This window comes from Luteibacter mycovicinus, from assembly GCF_000745235.1.
Classification (GTDB): Bacteria; Pseudomonadota; Gammaproteobacteria; order Xanthomonadales; family Rhodanobacteraceae; genus Luteibacter; species Luteibacter mycovicinus.
Window position 1 is genome coordinate 1417424 of record NZ_JQNL01000001.1, and the last position, 22452, is coordinate 1439875.

Consider the following 22452-nt stretch of genomic DNA (forward strand, 5'->3'; position numbering starts at 1 on the left):
TGTAGGAGCGCGCCTTGCACGCGATCGTGAAGAATCGCGCGCGAGGAGCGCTCCTACACGGGCTTTTATGCCGCCTCGAAGATCAGGTGATTCCCATCCGAATCGACCCGGATCGTCTGCCCGGCCGAAAACGCACCCTGCAGGATCCGCTGCGCCAGCGGATTCTCCAGCTGCTGCTGGATAGCCCGCTTGAGCGGGCGCGCACCGTAGACCGGATCGAAGCCCGCACTGCCCAGCAGATCGAGCGCCTTGTCACTCAGTTCCAGCGACAGCTGACGATCGGCCAGACGCTTTGCCAGGTAATCCAGCTGGATGCGGGCGATCGACCGGATCTGCTTCTTGTCGAGCGGGCGGAACACCACCAGGTCGTCCAGACGATTGATGAACTCCGGACGGAAGTGCGCCTGCACGACACCCAGCACGGATGCCTTCATCTGCATGTAGTCGGCCTCGCTGTCGCCCGCCTGCTCCTGGATCAGGTTGGAGCCCAGGTTCGAGGTCATGACGATCACGGTGTTGCGGAAATCGACCGTGCGACCCTGACCGTCGGTGAGGCGACCGTCGTCCAGCACCTGCAGCAGGATGTTGAACACATCCGGATGCGCCTTCTCGACCTCATCGAGCAGGATCACGCTGTACGGACGACGACGCACCGCTTCGGTCAGGTACCCACCCTCTTCGTAACCGACGTAACCTGGAGGCGCGCCGACTAGGCGGCTCACGGAGTGCTTCTCCATGAACTCACTCATGTCGATGCGGACCATCGCGTCCTGTGTATCGAACAGAAAGTCCGCCAGCGCCTTGCACAGTTCCGTCTTGCCGACGCCCGTGGGGCCGAGGAAAAGGAACGAGCCATAAGGACGGTTCGGATCCGACAAGCCGGCACGCGCGCGACGAATCGCATCCGACACCGCGCGCACCGCCTCTTCCTGCCCGACGACACGGGCGTGCAGCGCACTCTCCATGTGCAGGAGTTTTTCGCGCTCGCCTTCGAGCATCTTGTTGACCGGAATACCCGTCCAGCGAGCGACGACCTCCGCGATCTCCTCGGCCGTCACGCGGTCCTGCAGCAGTGTGAAGTCCTGCTTCTCGGCCTGTTGCGCGGCCGCCAGCTGCGCTTCCAGAGCGGGCAAACGGCCGTACTGGATCTCGCTCATCGCGCCGTAATCCTGGCGACGCTGTGCGGCTTCGAGTTCGAGGCGAGCCTGTTCGATCTGCTCCTTGATCTTCGTCGCGCCCTGCAACATCGCCTTTTCGGACTTCCATACCTCGTTGAGGTCCGAGAATTCGCGATCGAGGGTTTCGATATCCGACTCGAGGTTGGCGAGGCGCTGCTTCGACTCGTCGTCCGGCTCCTTCTTCAGCATCTCGCGCTGGATTTTCAGCTGGATCAGCCGGCGTTCGAGGCGGTCGAGTTCTTCCGGTTTGGAGTCGATCTCCATGCGGATACGCGATGCCGCTTCGTCCATCAGGTCGATGGCCTTGTCGGGCAGCTGACGATCGGGGATGTAGCGCGCCGAAAGCGTGGCGGCCGCCACGATGGCCGGATCGGTGATCTCAACGCCATGATGGACGGCATAGCGCTCCTTCAGGCCGCGCAGGATGGCGATCGTGTCTTCCACGCTCGGCTCACCCACGTACACCTTCTGGAAGCGACGCTCGAGCGCGGCATCCTTTTCCACATACTTGCGGTATTCGTCGAGGGTCGTGGCACCGATGCAATGCAGTTCGCCACGCGCAAGCGCCGGCTTGAGCATGTTGCCCGCGTCCATCGCGCCGTCGGCCTTGCCCGCACCGACCATGGTATGCAGCTCGTCGATGAACAGGATGACCCGACCTTCCTGTCTGGACAGGTCGTTGAGCACGGCCTTGAGGCGCTCCTCGAATTCGCCACGGAATTTCGCGCCCGCGATCAGCGCGCCCATGTCGAGCGAAAGGACGCGTTTGTCGCGCAGGCCTTCCGGCACTTCGCCATTGACGATGCGCTGCGCCAGGCCTTCGACGATGGCCGTTTTGCCCACGCCGGGCTCACCGATCAGCACCGGATTGTTCTTCGTGCGGCGCTGAAGCACCTGGATCGTGCGTCGGATTTCCTCGTCACGGCCGATCACCGGATCGAGCTTGCCGTTCTCGGCCCGTTCGGTCAGGTCGATGGTGTACTTCTCGAGCGCCTGCCGCTGCTCTTCCGCGTTCTCGGACTGCACCTTCTCACCACCGCGCAACTTCTCGATCGCGGCCTCGAGGCGCTCCTTCGTCGCGCCCGCGGCCTTGAGCGCACCACCCACTTCGCCACGATCCTCCAGCGTCGCCAGGAGGAACAGCTCACTGGCGATGAACTGGTCGCCACGCTGCTGGGCCAGCTTGTCAGTGAGGTTCAACAGGCGGTTGAGGTCGTTGCCGAGGTTGATGTTGCCCTCCTGGCCGCTGACGCGCGGCAGGCGGTCGAGGATCTCGCCCACACGCTGACGCAGCGCGGGTACGTTCACCCCGGCCTGGGTGAGCAATGGACCCGTCGAACCGCCTTGCTGGTCGAGCAGCGCGACCAGGACGTGGGCCGGCTCGAGCATGTTGTTGTCGCGGCCCACGGCCAGCGACTGTGCGTCCGCCAGGGCCTGCTGGAAACGCGACGTAAGTCTGTCCATTCGCATCGTAAGGTGTCTCCCAAAAGGTGATGGCGCGACCCGGGACCTCCCCGCGACCGCCTCTGGCGCAAGAGATGCGGCTCGAACATTAGTCCTTCAACGGTCAAAAGCGAGCACTTTTTTCACGCGAGCGCCGGCATCCTCGGGGGATAGCCGCCCGATGGAAACGCCGTGACAGCCGACCGCGACACCTTGCCCCGTCCACCTGTGGATCTGATCGACAGCCGGACCGCTCTCTTCCTCGACGCCGATGGCACGCTCCTGGCATTCGCCGACGACCCCGCCGCCGTCGCGCCCGCGGACGGCCTGATGGATACGCTGGATGCCCTGCGCAGGGAACTCGGTGGCGCCGTGGCACTGGTCAGCGGACGGGCCATCGCCGGGCTCGACGCGATCTTCCATCGTCCGGACTGGGCGGCTGCCGGGCAGCACGGCCTGGAGCGCCGGGACGACAAGGGCCAACTGGTGACGGTGCCGGTCGACGAGGAAGCCCTGGCCCGGCTGCGTGCGACGGTGCACGCCGTCGCGGCGGAACTGCCGGGGGTTCGGGTGGAAGACAAGAGCTGGTCGGTGGCGCTGCACTGCAGGGAACACCCCCGCTACGAAGCCGAACTGGCCAGACGCACGCCAGAGATCGCGGCGGCGTTTCCCGGCTTCGAACTCCAGCCGGGAAGCTACGTGTTCGAGTTCAAGCCGCGCGGCATGGACAAAGGGGTGGCGGTCGCCGCCTTTCTGGCAGAAGCGCCCTTCGCGGGCAGACGCCCGGTCTATCTGGGTGACGACCTGACCGATGAACACGCCTTCGCCGTCGTCAACGAACGAGGCGGCGCGTCCATCCGGATCGGCACGCGGACCCCGTCGCAAGCCGCTTTCACATTGTCTAGCCCGAGCGACGTTCAGAATTGGCTGGATTCCGTGAAAGCCACGTTGACGCAAGGAGCCGTACGCGCACAATGAGCCGACTAGTCGTCATATCGAACCGCGTGGCGCTGCCTAAGCAGACGCAGACCGGTGGCCTTGCCTCCGCGATGAACGCGGCGCTGCAGGAAATGGGCGGCCTCTGGTTCGGCTGGAGCGGCAACATCGCCGCTGAGACCGGCAAGGAGCTGCACGAGGTCAGCGACGGACACATCGAATACGCCACGATCGACATGTCCAAGGCGGACCATGACGATTACTACAGCGGCTTCGCCAACCGGGCGCTGTGGCCCCTGTTCCATTATCGGGGCGATCTGGTCGACTACCGGCGCGACCACCTCGAAGGCTATTTCCGGGTGAACCGCGCGTTTGCCAAGCGCGTGGCGAAGCTGCTCAAAAAAGACGACATCATCTGGGTACACGACTACCACCTGATTCCGTTGGCTTCCATGCTGCGCGAGCTGGGCGTCGAGAACCGGATCGGCTTCTTCCTGCATACGCCCCTGCCCGCCGCCGGTCTGCTGATCACACTGCCCCGCCACCGCGAACTGCTCGAGCCGCTGGCGTCCTATGATCTGGTGGGCCTGCATACGCAGCGCGACCTGCGTGCGCTGGAAGACTATTTCCTGCACGAACTGGGCGCTGCGATGCGCACGGGTGGCCGGATCCGCGCCGCCAACGGCCGCATCTTCCGCGCCGGTGTCTTCCCGATCAGCATCGATACGGCCGAAGCGGTCGAGCTGGCCCATCGCGCCGAAGACAGTGGTGCGGTCGCCAAGCTCCGGGCCAGCATCGACGATCGCCAGCTGATCATCGGCGTCGACCGCCTCGACTACTCCAAGGGCCTTCCGGAGCGCTTCGAGGGCTTTGCGCGGCTGTTGCGCGACCACAAGGACATGCGCGGCCGGGTCTCGCTGCTGCAGATCGCCCCGCCTTCGCGCTCGGACGTTCCGGAATATCGCTCGCTGCGCCGCGAACTCGAGCGCAGCGCCGGTCACATCAACGGCCAGTACGCCGAGCCCGACTGGGTGCCCATTCGCTACGTCAACAAATCCTTCGGGCACAAGGTGCTCGCCGGGTACTTCCGTGTGGCCAAGGTCGGCCTGGTCACGCCCCTGCGCGACGGCATGAACCTCGTCGCCAAGGAATACGTGGCCTGCCAGGACCCGCAGGATCCGGGCGTGCTGGTGCTGTCGCGCTTTGCCGGTGCGGCCCAGGAACTGGACGCCGCCCTGCTGGTGAACCCGTCCGATCTGGACGAGGTATCGGAAGCGCTCAAGCGAGCCCTCGAGATGCCGCTGAAGGAGCGGCGCATGCGCTGGCAGTCGATGATGGACGTGCTCGAGCGGAACGACATCACGACGTGGCGCAACGCGTTCCTGCATGCGCTGATGGAACCGCCCAGGGTGAAGCCGGAAATCTACGTGCAGCGGCCCATGACGGCCCCCTGAGGCCGTCGCCTCAGCGGGTCCAGATGAGGCTGGCGAAGCGGCCGCTGGCCGCACCGTCGCGACGATAGGAGTAGAGCCGGTCGTCGCGGAAGGTGTCGAAGCCGCCACCGGACACGTTCGTCACTCCCGCACGGGACAACTTGCGCTGCGCCAGCCCATACAGATCGCAGTGCCAGTGTCCGGGCCGCGTCGGCGTAAAAGCCGCTTCGGCGCCCGGATCCGTGTCGACGAAGGCCGCACGGACCTCCTCGCCCACTTCGTAAGACGCTGCACCGATCGCGGGCCCCAGCCAGGCCTGAACACTATCGGCATCCATCCGGGCCACGGTGCGCTCCAGAACACCGGCCGCCAGTCCGCGCCAGCCGGCGTGAGCGGCGCCGATGGTCTCGCCGTCCGTTGAAGAAAAAAGCACCGGCAGGCAGTCCGCCGTCAGGATGGCCAGGACACGGCCCGGCCCGCGTGCGATCGCGGCATCGGCCACGGGCTCCTCACCGTGGGCGCCCGGTGCGTCGGCCACGTCGACACCGTGGACCTGGCGCAGCCACAGCGGCGCCTCGGGAAGCCCGAGGGCCGGCAGGAGGGCCGCACGGTTGGCGGCCACCGCCTCCGGCGCATCGCCCGAGCGCAGGCCCAGATTGAACCGTCCGTACGGACCGACCGATACGCCGGGGCCGTTCCGGGTGGCAACGACGGCGCCGACGCCCGCGGGCGCCACCCAGTCCGGAACGATCCAGGCCTCGGTCATGCTCAGTCCTCGATCGGATGCAGCTCGGTGTCGAGCCGCAGCGTCGCGATCAGGGCGTCCTGATCCGCAGGCCGCGGCGAATCGAACTCGAGACGCTCACCGCTGATCGGGTGGTCGAAGGCCAGCTTCTCGGCATGCAGAGCCTGCCGACGGAAGCCGCGCAGGGCGTCGATCAGCTCCTGGCTGGCGCCGCGCGGCAGGCGCAGCCCGTTGCCATAGAGCTGATCGCCGACCAGCGGATGGCCGATATGCGCCATATGCACGCGAATCTGATGGGTACGCCCCGTCTCCAGGTTGCACTGGAGGACGCTGTGCGAGCGGAACCGCTCGCGCACCCGGTAATGGGTGATCGCTTCCTTGCCGCCGTCCACCACGTCGCGGACCCCCTGCTTCAGGCGATCGTGCTGGTGACGGCCGATCGGCTGATCCACCGTACCGCCGGCGACCATGGTGCCGAGGACCACCGCTTCGTACTGCCGGTGGACGTCGTGGCGCGAAAGCATGGCGACCAGGCCCGTGTGCGCCGCCAGGGACTTGGCGACCACCATGAGACCCGCCGTGTCCTTGTCGAGGCGATGCACGATACCGCCGCGTGGCAACTCGGCGAGCGACGGCGCGTGATGCAGCAACGCGTTCAGCAGGGTGCCCGCCGGATTGCCCGCCCCGGGATGGACGACCAGCCCCATAGGCTTGTCCAGCACCAGGAGGTCGTCGTCCTCATAGCGGATGTCCAGAGCGATATCCTCGGGCAGGGCGTGGACTTCCGCCTCCAGCTCCGCTTCCAGCACCACGTGCTCCCCACCCCGGACGAGATGCCGCGGAGCCACCCGGGCCCCGTCCAGCAACAGTTTCCCGTCCTTGATCCAGCCCGTCAGGCGGGATCGGGAGTAATCGGGGAACATCTCGGCCACGGACTGGTCGAAACGCCGTCCAGCGGCCGTCACCGGTACCGTGGCTTCATGCCGGACCGTCGTCATACCGACCCGCCCGGCCGAAGGCCGGTTTCGGCTATCATGCCCATTCGCTTAAGCATCCGAACTCTCTCAATGCGTGCAACCAAGATCACCATTCTGCTCGTCCTCGCCCTGTCGATGAGCGCCTGCTCGATGTTCCGCAGTAAGAAGGAGACGATCGACACGATGCCGGTCGACCGGCTGTATGCCAATGCTCACAACTCGTTGGAGCATTCCGATTACGCCGCGGCCGAGAAAGCGTACCAGCGACTGATCGCTCGCTTCCCGTCGGGTGACATCAATGAACAGTCGCAAATCGAACTGGCGTACGCGCAGTACAAAGACAACAAGCCGGATGACGCTTACTCGACGATCAACCGCTTCATCAAGACGTTTCCGACCCACAAGCATGCAGATTATGCCTATTACCTGCGCGGTCTGATCAATTTCGATCGCACGGGCGGCATCATCGAGCGCTACCTGCAGCGTGACAACTCGGGTTCGACCCGTCGCGACCAGGGTTTCAACCTGACCGCATTCGACGATTTCAGCCAGCTGACGCGTCGTTATCCGAACAGCGCCTACGCCACCGACGCCCGCCAGCGCATGATCTTCCTGCGCAATCAGCTGGCCCGCTTCGAGATCAACGTGGCCGAGTACTACCTGCGCACCAAGGCCTATATCGCTTCGGCGGATCGCGCCCAGTACGTGATCGAGCACTACCAGCAGTCGCCGGAAACGGGCGACGCCCTGGCCATCCTGACCCGCAGCTACCTCGGTCTCGACCGTCAGCCGCTGGCGGACCAGAGCCGCAAGGTGCTGGCCCTGAACTATCCGGACCACCCGTATCTCACGGACCCGAACTGGCCGCACCATCCGTCGATCTGGCGCAAGGCGATCCCGTTCTCGGGGCACCATTGATCCCTGGATGACGAAGAAAACCGGCGAAAGCCGGTTTTTTTTGGTTGGTAATGCTCTGTAGGGGCTCGGCTGCACCATCGGCTTTGTTTTGACGCAGCGTGTGGTGTCGCGTTGAAGAGCCGGCGGGTGCCACCCTCGCGTCCACGCCTGCGGCGACCCCTCAGGGAAAGGCCGCTCCGCGGCCGTGTATCAATGGCCTTCGGCCGGGTCGGGCTCCAACTGGGGGTTTTCGAGTCGGCTGTCCCTGCCTCCCCGAAAACGGCCGGTCATCCCTGACCGGCCCCCTGCGGGCCTCTTCCAGTCGGAGCCCTCGCCTGCGGCTACCGGACGCGAGGGTGGCACCCACCGGCTCTTTGGGGGACTGAGGTTGCGGGTGGGTCGAGCGGCGGTTCGCTCCGTTGGATGGGACCGCTCGCTTGCCTGGGGTGTATGGCCTCGTTCGCCTTAGCCTGGCTGAGGGTTCGCGAACAGGGTTCGCTCCTACCCGGCGCGGCGAGTGCGAGCGTGCGGGCAGGCAGGCAGGCAGGCAGGCAGGCAGAGCATGCGGCGTGCGGTATGAGGCGTGCAGCGTGCAGGGGCCATGCTGGCGGCGGTGGCTTTGATGCGGGCCAGCCTGCTGGCAATTGCCGACGGAGCGGTGAAGCCGAAACCCGCTCGACCACCACCCACCTCAGTGCAGGCAAGAGACGGCGGGGGTGACCCTCGAGGCCGGTAGCCGCAGGCGAGGGCTTCGACTGGACAAGGCCGCGCAGGCGGGGCCGGTCAGGGATGACCGGCCGTTTTCGGGGAGGCAGGGACAGCCGACTCGAAAACCCCCAGGCGAAGCCCGACCCGGCCGAAGGCCATTGATACACGGCGGCGGTAGCCGCCTTTCCCTGAGGGGTCGCCGCAGGCGTGGCCTCGAGGGTCACCCCCGCCGACTCTCCAACGCGACACAACACGCTCGCGACAAAGCCAAACGCGATGGCGCCAGCCGAGCATTCAGCTCTTAGCTCTTAGTTCTTAGCTCTAAGTGGCTCACCGCCACCCCGAAGTAATCGGATACCGCCGCTCGCGTCCGAAAGCCTTGGTCGTGACGCGCGGCCCCGGAGCCGCCTGACGGCGCTTGAACTCGTTGATGAAGACCATGCGGATCACGCGACGCACCGTGGCGTCGTCGTGGCCGGCGGCGATGATGTCTTCCGCCGAGGCCTCGCCCTCGATGAAGTGCTCGAGAATCGCATCGAGTTCATCATACGGCGGCAGGGAATCCTGATCGGTCTGCTCATGGCGCAGTTCCGCCGACGGCGGACGCTCGATCACAGCCGCCGGAATGGCTCCGTCGATCGCCGAGCGCCACCGCGAAAGCGCGTAGACCACGGTCTTGTAGACGTCCTTCAGGGGCGCGTAGGCGCCGCACATGTCGCCGTACAGCGTGGCGTAGCCCACCGCCATCTCGCTCTTGTTGCCCGTGGACAGCAGGAGCTTGCCGGTCTTGTTCGACATCGCCATCAGCAGCACGCCGCGGGTTCGCGATTGCAGGTTTTCTTCCGTGATGTCGGGTTTGCGACCCTCGAACACCGGCGCCAGAGCGCCGGTAAAGGCCTCGTAGATGCCTTCGATGGGTAGCACGTGGTACTCGACGCCCATGTGCTCGGCCTGGGCCTTGGCTTCCCGCAGGGACAGGTCCGAGGTGTATTCCGTCGGCATCATGATGGCCGTGACCTTGTCCTTGCCCAGCGCATCGACCGCCATCGCGAGCGTCAGGGCGGAATCGATACCGCCCGACAGACCCAGCAACACACCGGAAAAATGGTTCTTGCCGATATAGTCGCGGATACCGCGGACGATACCGTCATACATCAGCGCCTCCGGCGAGCGGGTATCCGGCGCCGGCCAGTCCACGGCCGTGAGGCGACGCGTGGCGGTATCTAACTCCACCGTCAGCAGCATTTCCTCGAAGGAGGGAGCGCGCGCCGCAATCTCGCCATCGGCCTGCACCAGCAGCGAATGGCCGTCGAACAGCAGGTCGTCCTGACCACCGACGAGGTTTACGTAGGCGATCGGCAGCCCGGTCTCGCGGGCGCGGTCGCGCAGCAGTGCCTCCCGGGTCGCGGCCTGGCGCTTGTCCCACGGCGACGCGTTGATCACGAGGATCAGCTCCGCGCCAGCGCCGGCGAGGCGGCTGGCGGGGTCCGATTCCCAGATGTCCTCGCAGATCAGCATGCCGACCTGCACACCCTCGATCGCGAACACCCGCGTAGCGTCGCCATGCTGGAAATAGCGCTTCTCGTCGAACACGGTGTAATTGGGCAGCGCCTGCTTGTGGTACGTCCACTCCAGGGTGCCTTCGCGAATGAGCGACGCCGCGTTGTAAACCTCGCCCTGCGCATCCGGGTAGCCGACGACCGCCGAAATACCCGTGATGGCCGGCAGCAGGGCATGCAGTTCGCGATGGCAGGCTTCGAGGAAACTGGGACGCTGCAGCAGGTCCTCGGGCGGGTAGCCGGACAGCGTCAGCTCGGGGAAGGCGATCAGCGACGCGCCGAGGCGATCGCGCGCTTCATCGGCCAGCGCCTTGACCCGTCGCGCGTTGTCGGCTGTGGCACCGACGGGGAAATCGAACTGGGCCAGGGCGAAGCGAAAGGTGGACATCGGGAATCCGTGCGGTCGCGGGGACTGCCTATGATAAGCCACCGTTGCGCCGACGCGGGCTCATTGCACCGGTACGTCGTAGATCGTGTCGCCATCGGCCGCGCCGGAGAGGGTGAAATGCCACCACTCCTGCGGGTAATTGACGAACCCGCGCGCCGCCATGGCCTTCAGCAGGCGCTGGCGGTTCTCGTGCTGAAGCGGTGTGACGCGCGGATCGTCCGTATGCGCCAGCGGATCGAAGAAGTCGAAGTCCGTGCCCATGTCGAGCGGCGTGCAATGGAAGCCCTCGCACCGCATCAGGGTGAGGTCGACCGTCGCGCCCTTGCTATGACCTGACACCGGAGCGATGTACTCGCCCAACAGCTGGTCCTTGCGCAGGGCGGGATAATGCGATGCCCTCGTGCGGGTATCGGACAGATCGCCCGCCCAGCGGACGAAGGCCGCCACGGCGCGCGCCGGGCGATAGCAGTCCCACAGACGCAGCCGGTAGCCCTGCGGGCGCAGATCGCTCTCCACCTGAGCAAGGGCCCGCGCTGCGCCGGTGCGCAGCAGGCAGGCCGGCGCGAGATAGCCCGGCACCGTGGCGCCGGTGAAATTGTCCGGGGCCGCGTACTTCATGTCTTCCGCGATATCCGGCGCCATCGTGCGGATATTCGTCAGCCCCGCGTCGGCGGGCGTACGCGCCGCGGACAGGTGCGGCGTGTCGGTCGCGACGGAGCGACCGCAGGTGAGCACCAGCGACAGCAGCAGGAGGGGCCAGGGCCGGATCGTCATGTGCCCATCTTGCCATGCCCATCGAGTCGCATTTGCTGACATCATGCCCCGTCGCCTGCGGAGAAACGCATGATCGAATCGGTTTGGCCCTATCTGGCCGTCATGCTGCTCGTCGCGGGCTTCTGGCCGGCGATCGAGCGACGGTTCGGCTGGAAGGTGTTCGAGGTCCTCCCGCCCATCGTGCTGACCTACCTCAGCGTCACCGCCCTGTCGGTCGCCGGACTCTGGTCAGCATCGCCCGGCATCCACGCCGCCCAGTCGGTCATCGTGGGGCACCTGGTTCCCGCCCTGCTCTTTCTTCTGATGATCGGCTGCGATCTGCGCGCGATCTTCCGCCTGGGTCCGCGGGTGCTCGGCGTGTTCGTCTGCACCTCGATCAGCCTGTTTATCGCCTTTATCGTGGCCTTCCTGCTGTTCCGTCACTGGCTGCCGGGCGATGGCTGGAAACCGCTGGCGTCTCTTTCGGGCAGCTGGGTGGGCGGAACGGCCAACCTCATCGCGGTGAAGCAGGCCATCGGCATGTCGGACACCTCACTGGCGACCGCGCTGCTCACCGATGCGCTCTGCTATTCGATGTGGGTGGTGGTGCTGTTCTCCGTTGCACGCCTGGCACCGGCGTTTAACCGCTGGACACGTGCGACCTCCAGTGCCGACCTCATCGTGACCGAAACCGCACCGCGCGCGCCGGCGACCATGGACGGCGTGCTGCTTTGGCTGGGCTTCGCGCTGCTGGTGGCGGCACTGGCCCCGGGCGTGGCCGCGCTACTCCCCGTGGGCAGCATGGTCTCCGCGACCACATGGACCATTCTCGTCGCGACGGTCGCCGGTCTGATCGTCGCGCATACGCCACTGGCACGCGTGCCCGGCGCACAAGCCGTGTCGAGCGCCCTGCTGATTTCCGTCGTCGCCGTGCTCGCCTCGCAAAGCAGCTTCGCCGGTATCGCCGCCGCGCCGATCTACCTGTTGTGCGGGGTCACGGTGATCGCGTTGCATGCCGTGCTCCTGTGCGCGGCGGCGCGCGTGTTCCACTTCGACCTGTACCTTTGCGGCATCTCCTCACTGGCACATATCGGCGGCGTGGCGGCCACACCGGTTCTGGCGGCCACATATTCGCGCTCGCTGGTACCGGTCGGCATCCTGCTGGCGCTGCTGGGTTATATCCTTGGTACCGGCTTCGGCCTCGTCGTCGCGGCCGTGCTGTCCAGACTCGCTTTCTGACCGGGATCCCCGCATGCCCCTGTTTCGCCATCGCCTGCTCTTCGCCGCCCTCCTCGCCGGATTTCCGGGGATGGCGTCGCTGGCGAGCCCACCGCCGATCGTCGATACGGGCATCCCCGGCGTGACGGATGCCCAGCTCTCGCCTGACTGGTGGGTCGCACGGCTGCCGGACGCGGATCGCGTCGTCCTCGACGCGCCAGCCATCGCGGCGCTGAACGATAAGCTGCGGCGCCTCGATCCCTCGATGCACGACATCCGCCATCTGCCATCGTCGCTGACGCGCGACCAGGTCATGGTCTGGATCGACAGGGTCTCTCAGCGCCCGGCCCGTGCGTTGTTCGACGCGAAAGGCCAGTCACTGCCGGCGAGCGCCATCGATTCGATACTCGCCAACGATGCGACGAACGCCATTCCTTCAGAAGTGACACCACGCTATGGCATGGCCGTGCGTCGCGCACCGCTACGCAGCCATGCCACCGATGCGCGCGTGTTCACGCAGCCCGTCGATACCGACATCGATCGATTCCAGGAAAGCGCGCTTTTCCCCGGCGACCCGGTCGTCGTCGTGCACAGCAGTGCCGATGGTCGCTGGGTGTTCGCGGTCAGCGCACGCTACGCGGCATGGACACCGGCCGAGGCGATCGCCTATGGGACGGCGGCGCAGGTATTTGCCCATGCCGACGCCACCCCCTTCCGCGTCATCACCGGCGCCGCACCGCACACCGTGTTCACGCCCGAGGCACCCGCGCTCTCGGAGCTGCAGCTGGACATGGGCACGCGCATCCCGCTGGACACGTCGCTGTCGCCAGGCCAACCGGTCAACGGACAGCATCCGTATACCTCATGGGTGCTCAGTTTGCCGGTGCGCGACGCACAAGGCGCTCTGTCCTTCCGGCCCGCGCTGCTCCAGCGCAATCAGCCCTCCGAGGCCGACTATCTTCCGCTCACCCGCGCCAACGTGATTCGCCAGGCGTTTCGATTTCTCGGCGAGCGCTACGGCTGGGGGCATGATTTCAACGGCCGCGACTGCAGCGGATTCGTCTCCGACGTTTATCGCAGTATGGGGGTGCAGATGCCGCGCAACACGGGCGACCAGGCGTCGAGCCCGGGTCTTTCGCACACGGCATACACGTCGAAGGACGGTCACGATGCCCGCGTCGCCGCGGCGATGGCGCTTGAGGTCGGTGACCTCGTCTACATTCCGGGCCACGTAATGATGGTGATCGGTAAGGTGGACGGCCAGCCGTACGTGATTCACGACGTCGGTGGTATCAGCCTCCGTGAGGGAAACACCACCCTGCATCGCATCAAACTCAACGAAGTTTCCGTCACCCCGCTACTGCCACTGATGTTCGGCAAGGACACCAGCTTCGTCGATCGCATGACCAGCATCGTCCGCATCCGGTGAGGCCGTGCCATGAAGATCGTTGAGATCCGTCTGTCCATGCTTCGCGTTTCGCTACGCACACCGTTCCGTACGGCGCTTCGTGAGGTGGACAGCGTGGAGGACATCGTCGTGACAGTCCACACCGATGATGGCCATGTCGGCTACGGCGAGGCGCCTCCGACGGCGGCGATCACCGGCGAGACGTATGCGTCGATCATCGCAGCCGTACGTCGGCATATCGCGCCGCGTCTCATCGGCGAGGACATCGCCGATCTCAACCGCGTCGTCGGCCTCATTCAAAGCGCATTGGAGAAAAATACGAGCGCCAAGGCAGCCGCGGAGATCGCCATTTACGATCTCTGGGCGCAATACCACGGCGCACCGCTTTACCAGCTGCTCGGTGGCGGTCATCCACGGCTATCCACCGACCTGACCATCAGCGTGAACGACGTCGACACGATGGTCGCCGATGCACTGAACGCCATCGCCCGTGGCTACACCTCGCTCAAGATCAAGATCGGCAAGAAGATCGACGACGATATCGTCCGGGTGCGGGCCATTCATACCGCCGTCGGCGAATCGGCGCTCTTGCGTCTCGACGCCAACCAGGGCTGGACCGCCGCGGAAGCGGTGCGCGCGATTCGCCAGCTTGAAGACGCTGGCGTGCGCATGGAACTCGTGGAGCAACCGGTGAATGCGCATGATCTGGAAGGCCTGCGACACGTCACGCGCCACGTCGATACGCCGATCATGGCGGATGAAAGTGCCTTCGGCCCGAAGGATCTGCTCGAACTCATCCGCCTGCGCGCCGCGGACATCGTCAACATCAAGCTGATGAAGACGGGCGGCATCTCCGGTGCACTGCGAATGGCGGATATCGCCGCCATGCACGGTATGGAATGCATGATCGGCTGCATGCTCGAAAGCAGCATCAGCGTGGCGGCGGCCGTTCATGTGGCCGTTGCAAGATCCAACGTCATCACGAAGATCGACCTGGATGGACCCTCGCTGTGCACGTTCAATCCGGTGGACGGCGGCGTCGACTTCGATGAGTCGCACCTTTCCATACCGCCCCTTCCGGGCCTGGGCATTCGCTCGGTTCGCGGCCTCGAGCCTCTCTGAATGGTGATCCGCATGCGTCGCCTCCCTCGCTTTCTGCTTGTATCGCTTCTTCTTTCGATCATGGGGCTCGCCATCGCCTTCGAGGCGCCCGTGGCCTGGTCGGTATCGCGGCAGATGATCGTGGTCACCACGGAGAACTGGGACGCCACGCAGGGAATGCTTCGCCGTTTCGAACGCGAAGAAAGTGGCTGGCGGGCGGTCGGGTCGCCGGTACCGGTCACGATCGGCAAAGGTGGCAGCGCATGGGGCATGGGACTGCATCCGCCGCAGACCGACGGCCCGCCGAAGGTCGAAGGCGACGGGCGCAGCCCGGCGGGGATATTCCGGATCGGCGAAGCTTTCGGTTACGCGGAACGAAACGGCACGGCGCTCCCCTACCGGGGGCTCACGGCGTCCGATTACTGCGTCGATGTCGACGGCTCGCCCTACTACAACCAGCTGGTCGACGAAAACAAGGTAGGGCACCGCGCGGTGGAAGGGGCCACGGAGGCGATGCGGCGCGACCTGCACTTCAACGGCGACCACGCCTATCGCATCGGTTTCGTCATCGAACACAACGCCGGGGGACGCAAGGGCGCGGGCAGTTGTATCTTCGCGCACCTGTGGAAGTCACCGACATCGCCGACCGCCGGATGCACGGCGATGACCGACGAAGCCATGGAAGGACTGCTCGCGTGGCTCGACCCGAAGAAGAAACCCGTGTTCGTGCTGCTGCCGCGAGGCGAATACGCGAGGCTTCGTGGCGCCTGGAATCTGCCGGCGCTCTAGGGCGCCAGGTGGTCACTCATTGACCAGCGAAACGCAAGTCGATGGTGGGAAAGACGAATCGTCAGTTATCCACACCCTTATGCAGATCGTATCCACATTCGCTGTGGATAAGCGCGCTCTATTCGCCGGGGCGGTGGGCAAAAAATAAGCAGCGCAACGCAACCGACTGTCACGCGACGGGTTTCCGGAGTTATGCACATGCTTATGCAGCGACTGTCCACACAGGCTGTGGATGAATCGCCATCGCCCCCGACTCTCGCTGTCAGCGAATGAAGCGATCCATGTGAGCACTTTGCCAGCGGCGTGCTTCGCCGACAGAAGAGCCCGTAACGAAAGGCTAAGCTGCCTGGCCTGTCTCTCCAGCACACGGAATCGTGATGACTGATACGCGCCGCCTCACCTGCCCGAACATGGCCTTCGCCCTCCTGCTGACCATGTCCCTGCCGGCGCTCGCTGCCGAAGGCGACGCCAGCGCGCCGATACCGCCTCGGCTCGACATCCATCTCTTCGTACACGATGACGTCCGGCACTACATGTCGCACGAACGGATACACGCCGGTTATGTCGCGTGGTGGCTTGCCGACATGAGCAAGGTCGTGCCGTTCGCGCGCATCCAGGTGCGTTACCTGCCGCCGGTCAACGGCGTTACCGACATTCCTTACATGCACGACGCCGCGCTGGGCGACTGGACCCACACCGTCATGGCCTGGGCCGACCGCGAGGGGATGACGCCCACCCATACGCGCAAGTTCCTCCTGATCACCCCCCAGGTACCGCAGCCAGGCGCGTCAGGCATTGCGTGGCAGGGTGGCAGCACGGCGATGGCATCGATCAACGGGCGTTACCGGGTGGTGGCTCACGAGCTGGGCCACCTGTTCGGCGCAGACCACGAGCATGGTGCGGTCAACTACACGGGAGGCTGGTGGTGCGAGAGCAACATGTATGCCTCATCCCTGAGCCTGCGCGGCAACTGCTACACCTATACGCCGGAGAACCAACGGCGCATGCGGAAGTACATCATCGAGAACCCCGGGGCGGACGTCGGGAGCCGACGAGGCCCGCTGGTCGCCGACTGACGCCCGCTGATCAGGAAATGACCAACATGAGCTAACCACTTGCCCACGTTGGGCATCCCCGACTTATGCACAGCGTTATGCAGGCGGTATCCACACAGGCTGTGGATGAAATGCGCGCATAAAAAAACCGCGACCCGAAAGCCGCGGCTCTTTAGGCTCGACGAAGCGAACGGGGTATTACTTCATCAGACCCGCGAGGGTCTTGCCGAGGTCGGCCGGCGACTTGACCGTGGTCACGCCTGCCTTCTCGAGCGCGGCGAACTTGGCTTCCGCCGTGCCCTTGCCGCCCGAGATGATCGCACCGGCGTGGCCCATGCGCTTGCCCGGAGGTGCCGAGGCGCCCGCGATGAACGAGACGACCGGCTTCTTGACGTACTGGCTGATGAACTCAGCCGCGTCTTCTTCGGCGCTGCCACCGATTTCGCCGACCATGATGATGCCTTCGGTCTGCGGATCGTCCTGGAACAGCTTCAGGCAGTCGATGAAGTTCAGACCGTTGATCGGGTCGCCACCGATGCCGATGCAGGTGGACTGGCCGAGGCCTTCGTTCGTGGTCTGGAACACCGCTTCGTACGTGAGGGTGCCCGAACGCGAGACGATACCGACCTTGCCCGGCTTGTGGATGTGGCCCGGCATGATGCCGATCTTGCACTCACCCGGGGTGATGACGCCCGGGCAGTTCGGACCGACGAGCACGACGTCCGGGTGCGACTTGAGCACGTTCTTCACGCGCATCATGTCGAGCACCGGAATGCCTTCCGTGATCGTGACGATGATCTTGATGCCGCCGTCGATGGCTTCGAGGATCGAGTCGGCCGCGAACGGGGGCGGCACGAAGATGACCGAGGCGTCGGCACCGGTCTGGTCGACCGCGTCACGCACGGTGTTGAAGACCGGCAGACCGATGTGCTCCGAGCCACCCTTGCCCGGCGTGACACCGCCGACGACCTTGGTGCCGTAGTCGATCGCCTGTTCGGCGTGGAAGGTACCCTGCTGTCCGGTGAAACCCTGGACCAGGACCTTGGTGTTCTTGTTGATCAGGACGCTCATTAGAATTCGCTCCTCAGGCCGCTGCGGCCACGGCCTTGCGGGCCGCATCGTTGAGATCGTCGGCCGGCGTGATCGCCAGACCCGAGTTGGCCAGGAGTTCGCGACCCTTTTCGACGTTCGTGCCCTGCAGGCGCACGATCACCGGGATCTGCAGACCCACTTCCTTCACCGCGGCGATGATGCCTTCGGCGATCAGGTCGCAACGGACGATGCCGCCGAAGATGTTGACCAGGATGGCCTTCACCTTGTCGGAGGACAGGATCAGCTTGAACGCTTCGGAGACGCGCTCCTTCGTGGCGCCGCCGCCGACGTCGAGGAAGTTGGCCGGCTCGCCGCCTGCCAGCTTGATCACGTCCATCGTGGCCATGGCCAGACCGGCGCCGTTGACCATGCAGCCGATCGTGCCGTCCATCGTCACGTAGTTGAGGTTGTGCTGGACGGCGGCCGCTTCGGCGGCGTCTTCCTGCGTGAGGTCGCGCATGGCGGCCAGGTCGGCGTGACGGAACTCGGCGTTGTCGTCCGAGTTGACCTTGCCGTCGAGGGCGGCGAGGTTGCCGTCTTCGAGAATGGCGAGCGGGTTCAGCTCGACCAGGGCCAGGTCCTTCTCGTTGAACAGCTTGTACAGGCCAAGCATGATCTTGACGAGCTGACCGACCTGCTTCGGATTCAGGTCCATCTTGAACCCGAGATCGCGGCACTGGTACGGCTGCAGGCCTTCGACGAAATCGACCTGGAAGGTGTGGATGTCTTCCGGGGTTTCGGCGGCCACCTGCTCGATGTCCACGCCGCCGTGCTTGGAGGCGATGAAGGAGATCGACTTGGTGTCACGATCGGTGAGGATCGAGAGGTACAGTTCCTTCGCGATGTCGGTCGCGTCGGTGACCAGGACCAGGTTCACCGGCAGCGCACGGCCGGCGGACTGGTAGGTTTCCATGTTCGTGCCGAGCATGCCCTTGGCAGCGGCGCGCACGTCGTCGAGACTGCGGCAGAACTTGACGCCACCGGCCTTGCCGCGACCGCCGGCATGGATCTGGGCCTTGACCATCCACTGCGAACCACCAAGGTGCTTGGCGGCGTCGACAGCGGCATCGGGAGAGTTGGCAACCTTGCCCGGCGGCACGGCGATGCCGTACTTGGCGAACAGTTCTTTAGCCTGGTACTCGTGGAAATTCATTCGATACCTCGAGCGAACGGGAGAAGCGTGTGAATGCATGCGGGCCGGGAGCGGCCTGCACGGGAGTGGGGGATGAATCGATCGATTGCGCCAAAATGACGCAATACGGCCGCGTATTTTCCCGGAAGGCGCCCCGGATGGAAAGAGGCGCCGCGACATTTCGTCGCTTTTCGCCCTTTTTCGCTGCTGGAACTGCGTGTTGCCCCGGGGTCGCCGCCGCCTATACTGGCGGTCATCGAGGCCCTGGGGGGCCACCGGCGGAGAACCACCCACGTGTCCACGCCCGCGCCGACCTTGGCCGCCCGCTCCCGTGCGGTGCAGACCACCGCACGCCACGAACTGTTCTTTTTCAACTACTTCCGGCTGGGCCAGGCGGCGGTCTACACCGCCCTGGCGTTCCGTCCGGAGCACATGAACTGGCCGGCGCTGCCGGAACCCGTATTCGCCCGGGTGCTTGCGCTGGCCTACCTCTTCGCCGCCCTGGTCATGGTTTCCCGGACCCGGGGCACGTTGCATCGCCCCATCCTCATCGTCTCGATCGGTCTGACCCTGGACATCGCAGCCGCCTTGCTCGCCCTGGTGCTGATGCACGATGTCCGCATGGGCGTGGCGATGATGCTGGCCGTCAACATCGCGACGGGCGCGCTGCTGCTGCCCTTCCGGCTGTCGATGTTCTTCGCCGCGCTGGCCACCCTGGGCATGCTCGGCCATTCCCTGTTCGACCTGGAAGCCGCCGCCAGCTCGGACCGCGAGCTGGTGGAGTACGCGCTGTTCGGTGCCGCCTATTTCGCCTGCGCATCGCTGTGCTACGTCCTGGGGCGCAACATCCGCGCGTCGGAAGCCCTGGCCGAACAGCGTGGCATCGATCTGGCCAACCTGTCCCAGGTCAACGAACTGATCATCCGTCGCATGAAGACGGGCGTGCTGCTGGTCGACGAAGGCAACCGGATCCATCAGCTCAACGAGTCGGCATGGATGCTGATGGGCAATCCTTCGGCGGAGCAGCGCGACCTGGGGAGTCTGGCGCCCGAGCTGTCGCGGCGCCTGTACCACTGGCGCACGTCCGGCAAGCTGGACGAGAGCGCGACCATGCTGGCCGATGGCACCCCCGAGGTGATTCCGCGCTTTTCCCGCCTGGCGCCCAACGACGACTCCCACGTCCTGATTTTCCTCGACGATACGTCGCTGGTGTCGCGCCGCGCCGAGGAACTCACCCTCAGCTCGCTTGGCCGGCTGTCGGCCTCGATCGCCCATGAGATCCGTAACCCGTTGGCGGCGATCCACTATTCGGCGCAGCTGCTGGCCGAATCCACGGACATGAACGACACCGACCTGCGTATGGTGGAGATCATCAACAACCACTGCTCGCGCCTCAACGAGATCATTGAGAACATCCTCCAGCTGTCCCGGCGCGAGCGCTCCCGGCCGGAAACTCTCGACCTGAGCCAGTGGGTGCATCACTTCGTGACCGAGTACCGCCAGGGCAACGATCTGGGTGCGGACATCCTGCGCGCGGTGTCCGGCAGTGAGCCGGTCGCCGCCGTCGCGGACCCCCAGCACCTCCAGCAGGTCATCTGGAATCTGGTCCAGAACGCGCTGCGCTACGGCCGCCTGCCCGGCGAACCGGCGCGCGTGATGCTGGTGGCGCGCCATTCCGAAGCCGGAATTCCCATCCTCGAGGTGATCGATCGCGGCCCGGGCATCCCGCCGAAGGTGGCGGCCCAGATCTTCGAGCCGTTCTTCACCACCCACGAATACGGCACCGGGCTTGGTTTGTACCTGGCCCGCCAGATGACCGAAGCCAACCAGGCCGCGCTGGAATATGTGCGGGTCGCAGGGGGTGGCAGCTGCTTCCGGATCAGCCTGACGCCGCCGGCGCGTACCGCCGCCTCGGTCCCCCTGGCGGCCCGCGCGTGAACGCCGCGCTTTGCGCAGGCCGCCCGGGCGGTTACATTTGTCCCCATTACCGAACCTTTCGGATCCAATGAGCAAGCAGTCCGTACTGGTCATCGACGACGAGCGGGATATCCGCGAGTTGCTGACCATCACCCTTGGTCGAATGGAACTCGACGTGGACGCTGTGGGCAGCGTCACCGAAGCGCGGAATGCGCTGGCCTCCCGTCGCTACGACCTCTGCTTCACGGACATGCGCCTGCCCGACGGCAGCGGCCAGGAGATCATCGAACTGATCGCCGCCAGCCACCCGGACATGCCGGTGGCGATGATCACCGCCTACGGCAACGTCGACGCGGCGGTGAACGCGCTGAAGGCGGGCGCGTTCGATTTCGTCTCCAAGCCGGTCGACATCCATCTGCTGCGTCGTCTGGTGCGAACCGCGCTGCGTCTTTCCGAGGAGCGCAAGTCGGAAGCCGGTGCCAGGGGCGTGCCCGGTGCCGATCGTCTGATCGGCGATTCGCCGGTGATGGTCGAAGTCCGCGGCAAGATCGCCAAGCTGGCCCGCAATCAGGCACCGGTCTACATTGGTGGCGAATCGGGCGTCGGCAAGGAACTGGTCGCGCGCCTGATCCACGAACTGGGTCCGCGTGCCGCCGGCGCCTTCGTGCCGGTGAACTGCGGCGCCATTCCTTCCGAACTGATGGAAAGCGAGTTTTTCGGTCACCGCAAGGGCAGTTTCACGGGCGCTCACGCCGACAAGGAAGGCCTGTTCCAGGCCGCCCAGGGCGGCACGCTGTTCCTCGACGAAGTCGCCGAGCTGCCCCTGCACATGCAGGTGAAGCTGCTGCGCGCCATCCAGGAAAAAGCGGTACGCCCCATCGGCGGACGCGACGAGATCCCGGTCGACGTGCGCATTCTGTCCGCCACGCACAAGAACCTGGCGGGGCTGGTCGAGCAGGGCCTGTTCCGACAGGATCTGTTCTATCGCATCAACGTCATCGAACTGCGCGTGCCGCCTCTGCGCGAGCGTCGCGGCGACGTGCCGAAGCTGGCCGAGTTCGTGTTGAAGCAGCTCGCCGTAGAATCCGGCGGCGGCGCCCCGGGCCGCCTGCAGCCCGATGCGCTTGCCGCGCTGGAGGCGTACCAGTTTCCCGGTAACGTCCGCGAACTGGAGAACATCCTCGAGCGCGCGATGGCGATGTGCGAAGGCGATATCATCGAAGCGGATGATCTGATGTTGCCGCAGCGTGTGGCGGTGCCAGCGCCTGCTACCGCCGATCCGGCCGTTCCAGCCAACGGCGCGGCCGCCGTCGTGGCGCCAAGAGCGGCAAGCGGTGCAGACGGATCGCTCGAAGACTTCATCTCGAACATCGAGCGCGACACCATCATCAAGGCACTCGAAGAGTCGCGCTACAACAAGACCGCGACGGCAAAGAAGCTCGGCATTACCTTCCGCGCGCTGCGCTACAAGCTCAAGAAGCTCGGGATCGACTGACCGGCGATCAGCCGGGACGCGAAGCGCGTCCCGGCCTCTTGCGCGTTCGGAGCCACGCCTGCCAGGCGACGTAGCCGCGGCGGCAGGCAAGCGTCAGCCCCCAATAGAACACCACCGCCATCAAGGCATTGAGTACGAGCCATCCGAAAAGTGGCCAGGCTCTACGGAACTCGAGCTCCGGCGACGGAAGTCCAAGCCATGGAGTGATAAAGAGCGGGACGCCCATCA

General features: G+C 65.3%; 17 protein-coding genes. 10 read left to right on the top strand and 7 right to left on the bottom strand.

What is annotated here, in order from left to right; genetic code table 11:
• Window positions 1-65: 65 nt before the first annotated feature.
• Window positions 66-2648, bottom strand: a complete 2583-nt coding sequence (gene clpB, locus FA85_RS06485) for an ATP-dependent chaperone ClpB (RefSeq protein WP_197056493.1) — start codon at window positions 2646-2648, stop codon at window positions 66-68.
• 165 nt (window positions 2649-2813) lie between these two features.
• Here clpB and otsB point away from each other — a divergent pair, with 165 nt between their 5' ends.
• The gene (gene otsB, locus FA85_RS06490; protein ID WP_051943327.1) at window positions 2814-3599 is read left to right on the top strand and encodes a trehalose-phosphatase; all 786 of its coding nucleotides are present in this window, start codon (window positions 2814-2816) and stop codon (window positions 3597-3599) included.
• A complete protein-coding gene (gene otsA, locus FA85_RS06495; RefSeq protein WP_051943325.1) occupies window positions 3596-5011 on the top strand; it encodes an alpha,alpha-trehalose-phosphate synthase (UDP-forming) in 1416 nt (471 codons plus the stop codon). Before otsB ends, otsA begins: the two co-directional genes overlap by 4 nt.
• A 10-nt stretch (window positions 5012-5021) precedes the next feature.
• Here otsA and pgeF read toward each other — a convergent pair whose 3' ends face one another.
• Complete coding sequence (pgeF, locus tag FA85_RS06500; protein ID WP_036110607.1) at window positions 5022-5756, bottom strand: peptidoglycan editing factor PgeF; 735 nt, start codon at window positions 5754-5756, stop codon at window positions 5022-5024.
• A gap of 2 nt (window positions 5757-5758) precedes the next feature.
• Window positions 5759-6733 carry a 23S rRNA pseudouridine(1911/1915/1917) synthase RluD gene (rluD, locus tag FA85_RS06505; RefSeq protein WP_036110604.1) on the bottom strand — a complete coding sequence of 325 codons (975 nt, stop codon included), beginning with the start codon at window positions 6731-6733 and terminating at the stop codon, window positions 5759-5761.
• 69 nt (window positions 6734-6802) lie between these two features.
• Between rluD and FA85_RS06510 the strand changes: the two genes are divergently transcribed.
• A complete protein-coding gene (locus tag FA85_RS06510; RefSeq protein ID WP_036110601.1) occupies window positions 6803-7630 on the top strand; it encodes an outer membrane protein assembly factor BamD in 828 nt (275 codons plus the stop codon).
• Between the two features lie 1017 nt (window positions 7631-8647).
• On the opposite strand, the gene FA85_RS06515 is transcribed toward FA85_RS06510, so the two are convergent.
• Together FA85_RS06515 and FA85_RS06520 are read right to left on the bottom strand one after the other, a co-directional pair.
• A complete protein-coding gene (locus FA85_RS06515; RefSeq protein WP_036110598.1) occupies window positions 8648-10264 on the bottom strand; it encodes an NAD+ synthase in 1617 nt (538 codons plus the stop codon).
• A gap of 60 nt (window positions 10265-10324) precedes the next feature.
• Window positions 10325-11038 carry a M15 family metallopeptidase gene (locus FA85_RS06520; protein WP_036110586.1) on the bottom strand — a complete coding sequence of 238 codons (714 nt, stop codon included), beginning with the start codon at window positions 11036-11038 and terminating at the stop codon, window positions 10325-10327.
• A gap of 69 nt (window positions 11039-11107) precedes the next feature.
• On the opposite strand from FA85_RS06520, the gene FA85_RS06525 reads away from it, so the two are divergent.
• The 5 genes from FA85_RS06525 (at window position 11108) to FA85_RS20795 (ending at window position 16609) form a co-directional block, all read left to right on the top strand.
• Window positions 11108-12256, top strand: a complete 1149-nt coding sequence (locus tag FA85_RS06525; protein ID WP_036110581.1) for a DUF819 family protein — start codon at window positions 11108-11110, stop codon at window positions 12254-12256.
• 13 nt (window positions 12257-12269) lie between these two features.
• Entirely contained in the window at window positions 12270-13664 is a 1395-nt protein-coding gene (locus FA85_RS06530; protein WP_036110579.1) for an SH3 domain-containing protein, read from the top strand.
• 9 nt (window positions 13665-13673) lie between these two features.
• The gene (locus FA85_RS06535) at window positions 13674-14765 is read left to right on the top strand and encodes a dipeptide epimerase (protein WP_036110576.1); all 1092 of its coding nucleotides are present in this window, start codon (window positions 13674-13676) and stop codon (window positions 14763-14765) included.
• A 12-nt stretch (window positions 14766-14777) separates the two neighbouring features.
• Window positions 14778-15533: a L,D-transpeptidase family protein gene (locus FA85_RS06540; protein WP_036117129.1), complete on the top strand. Its 756-nt coding sequence runs from the start codon at window positions 14778-14780 to the stop codon at window positions 15531-15533.
• A 377-nt stretch (window positions 15534-15910) separates the two neighbouring features.
• Window positions 15911-16609 carry a zinc metalloprotease gene (locus FA85_RS20795; RefSeq protein ID WP_051943323.1) on the top strand — a complete coding sequence of 233 codons (699 nt, stop codon included), beginning with the start codon at window positions 15911-15913 and terminating at the stop codon, window positions 16607-16609.
• Window positions 16610-16786: 177 nt separating this feature from the next.
• Here FA85_RS20795 and sucD read toward each other — a convergent pair whose 3' ends face one another.
• On the bottom strand, window positions 16787-17659 hold the full coding sequence (sucD, locus tag FA85_RS06550) for a succinate--CoA ligase subunit alpha (protein WP_036110573.1): 873 nt from the start codon (window positions 17657-17659) through the stop codon (window positions 16787-16789).
• Window positions 17660-17672: 13 nt separating this feature from the next.
• The gene (sucC, locus tag FA85_RS06555) at window positions 17673-18833 is read right to left on the bottom strand and encodes an ADP-forming succinate--CoA ligase subunit beta (protein ID WP_036110570.1); all 1161 of its coding nucleotides are present in this window, start codon (window positions 18831-18833) and stop codon (window positions 17673-17675) included.
• Window positions 18834-19106: 273 nt separating this feature from the next.
• Between sucC and FA85_RS06560 the strand changes: the two genes are divergently transcribed.
• A complete protein-coding gene (locus tag FA85_RS06560) occupies window positions 19107-20750 on the top strand; it encodes a sensor histidine kinase (RefSeq protein WP_036110567.1) in 1644 nt (547 codons plus the stop codon).
• A 67-nt stretch (window positions 20751-20817) separates the two neighbouring features.
• A complete protein-coding gene (locus FA85_RS06565; RefSeq protein ID WP_036110564.1) occupies window positions 20818-22224 on the top strand; it encodes a sigma-54-dependent transcriptional regulator in 1407 nt (468 codons plus the stop codon).
• Window positions 22225-22452 lie beyond the last annotated feature (228 nt).

What these genes read in the sequence shown, in the direction of transcription:
- FA85_RS06525 (WP_036110581.1), top strand. Translation starts at nt 11,108, where the DNA reads ATGATCGAATCGGTTTGGCCCTATCTGGCCGTCATGCTGCTCGTCGCG.
- FA85_RS06520 (WP_036110586.1), bottom strand. Translation starts at nt 11,038, where the DNA reads ATGACGATCCGGCCCTGGCCCCTCCTGCTGCTGTCGCTGGTGCTCACC.
- FA85_RS06540 (WP_036117129.1), top strand. Translation starts at nt 14,778, where the DNA reads ATGCGTCGCCTCCCTCGCTTTCTGCTTGTATCGCTTCTTCTTTCGATC.
- sucD (WP_036110573.1), bottom strand. Translation starts at nt 17,659, where the DNA reads ATGAGCGTCCTGATCAACAAGAACACCAAGGTCCTGGTCCAGGGTTTC.
- FA85_RS06535 (WP_036110576.1), top strand. Translation starts at nt 13,674, where the DNA reads ATGAAGATCGTTGAGATCCGTCTGTCCATGCTTCGCGTTTCGCTACGC.
- FA85_RS06515 (WP_036110598.1), bottom strand. Translation starts at nt 10,264, where the DNA reads ATGTCCACCTTTCGCTTCGCCCTGGCCCAGTTCGATTTCCCCGTCGGT.
- pgeF (WP_036110607.1), bottom strand. Translation starts at nt 5,756, where the DNA reads ATGACCGAGGCCTGGATCGTTCCGGACTGGGTGGCGCCCGCGGGCGTC.
- FA85_RS20795 (WP_051943323.1), top strand. Translation starts at nt 15,911, where the DNA reads ATGACTGATACGCGCCGCCTCACCTGCCCGAACATGGCCTTCGCCCTC.
- rluD (WP_036110604.1), bottom strand. Translation starts at nt 6,733, where the DNA reads ATGACGACGGTCCGGCATGAAGCCACGGTACCGGTGACGGCCGCTGGA.
- FA85_RS06510 (WP_036110601.1), top strand. Translation starts at nt 6,803, where the DNA reads ATGCGTGCAACCAAGATCACCATTCTGCTCGTCCTCGCCCTGTCGATG.
- clpB (WP_197056493.1), bottom strand. Translation starts at nt 2,648, where the DNA reads ATGCGAATGGACAGACTTACGTCGCGTTTCCAGCAGGCCCTGGCGGAC.
- sucC (WP_036110570.1), bottom strand. Translation starts at nt 18,833, where the DNA reads ATGAATTTCCACGAGTACCAGGCTAAAGAACTGTTCGCCAAGTACGGC.
- FA85_RS06530 (WP_036110579.1), top strand. Translation starts at nt 12,270, where the DNA reads ATGCCCCTGTTTCGCCATCGCCTGCTCTTCGCCGCCCTCCTCGCCGGA.
- otsA (WP_051943325.1), top strand. Translation starts at nt 3,596, where the DNA reads ATGAGCCGACTAGTCGTCATATCGAACCGCGTGGCGCTGCCTAAGCAG.
- FA85_RS06565 (WP_036110564.1), top strand. Translation starts at nt 20,818, where the DNA reads ATGAGCAAGCAGTCCGTACTGGTCATCGACGACGAGCGGGATATCCGC.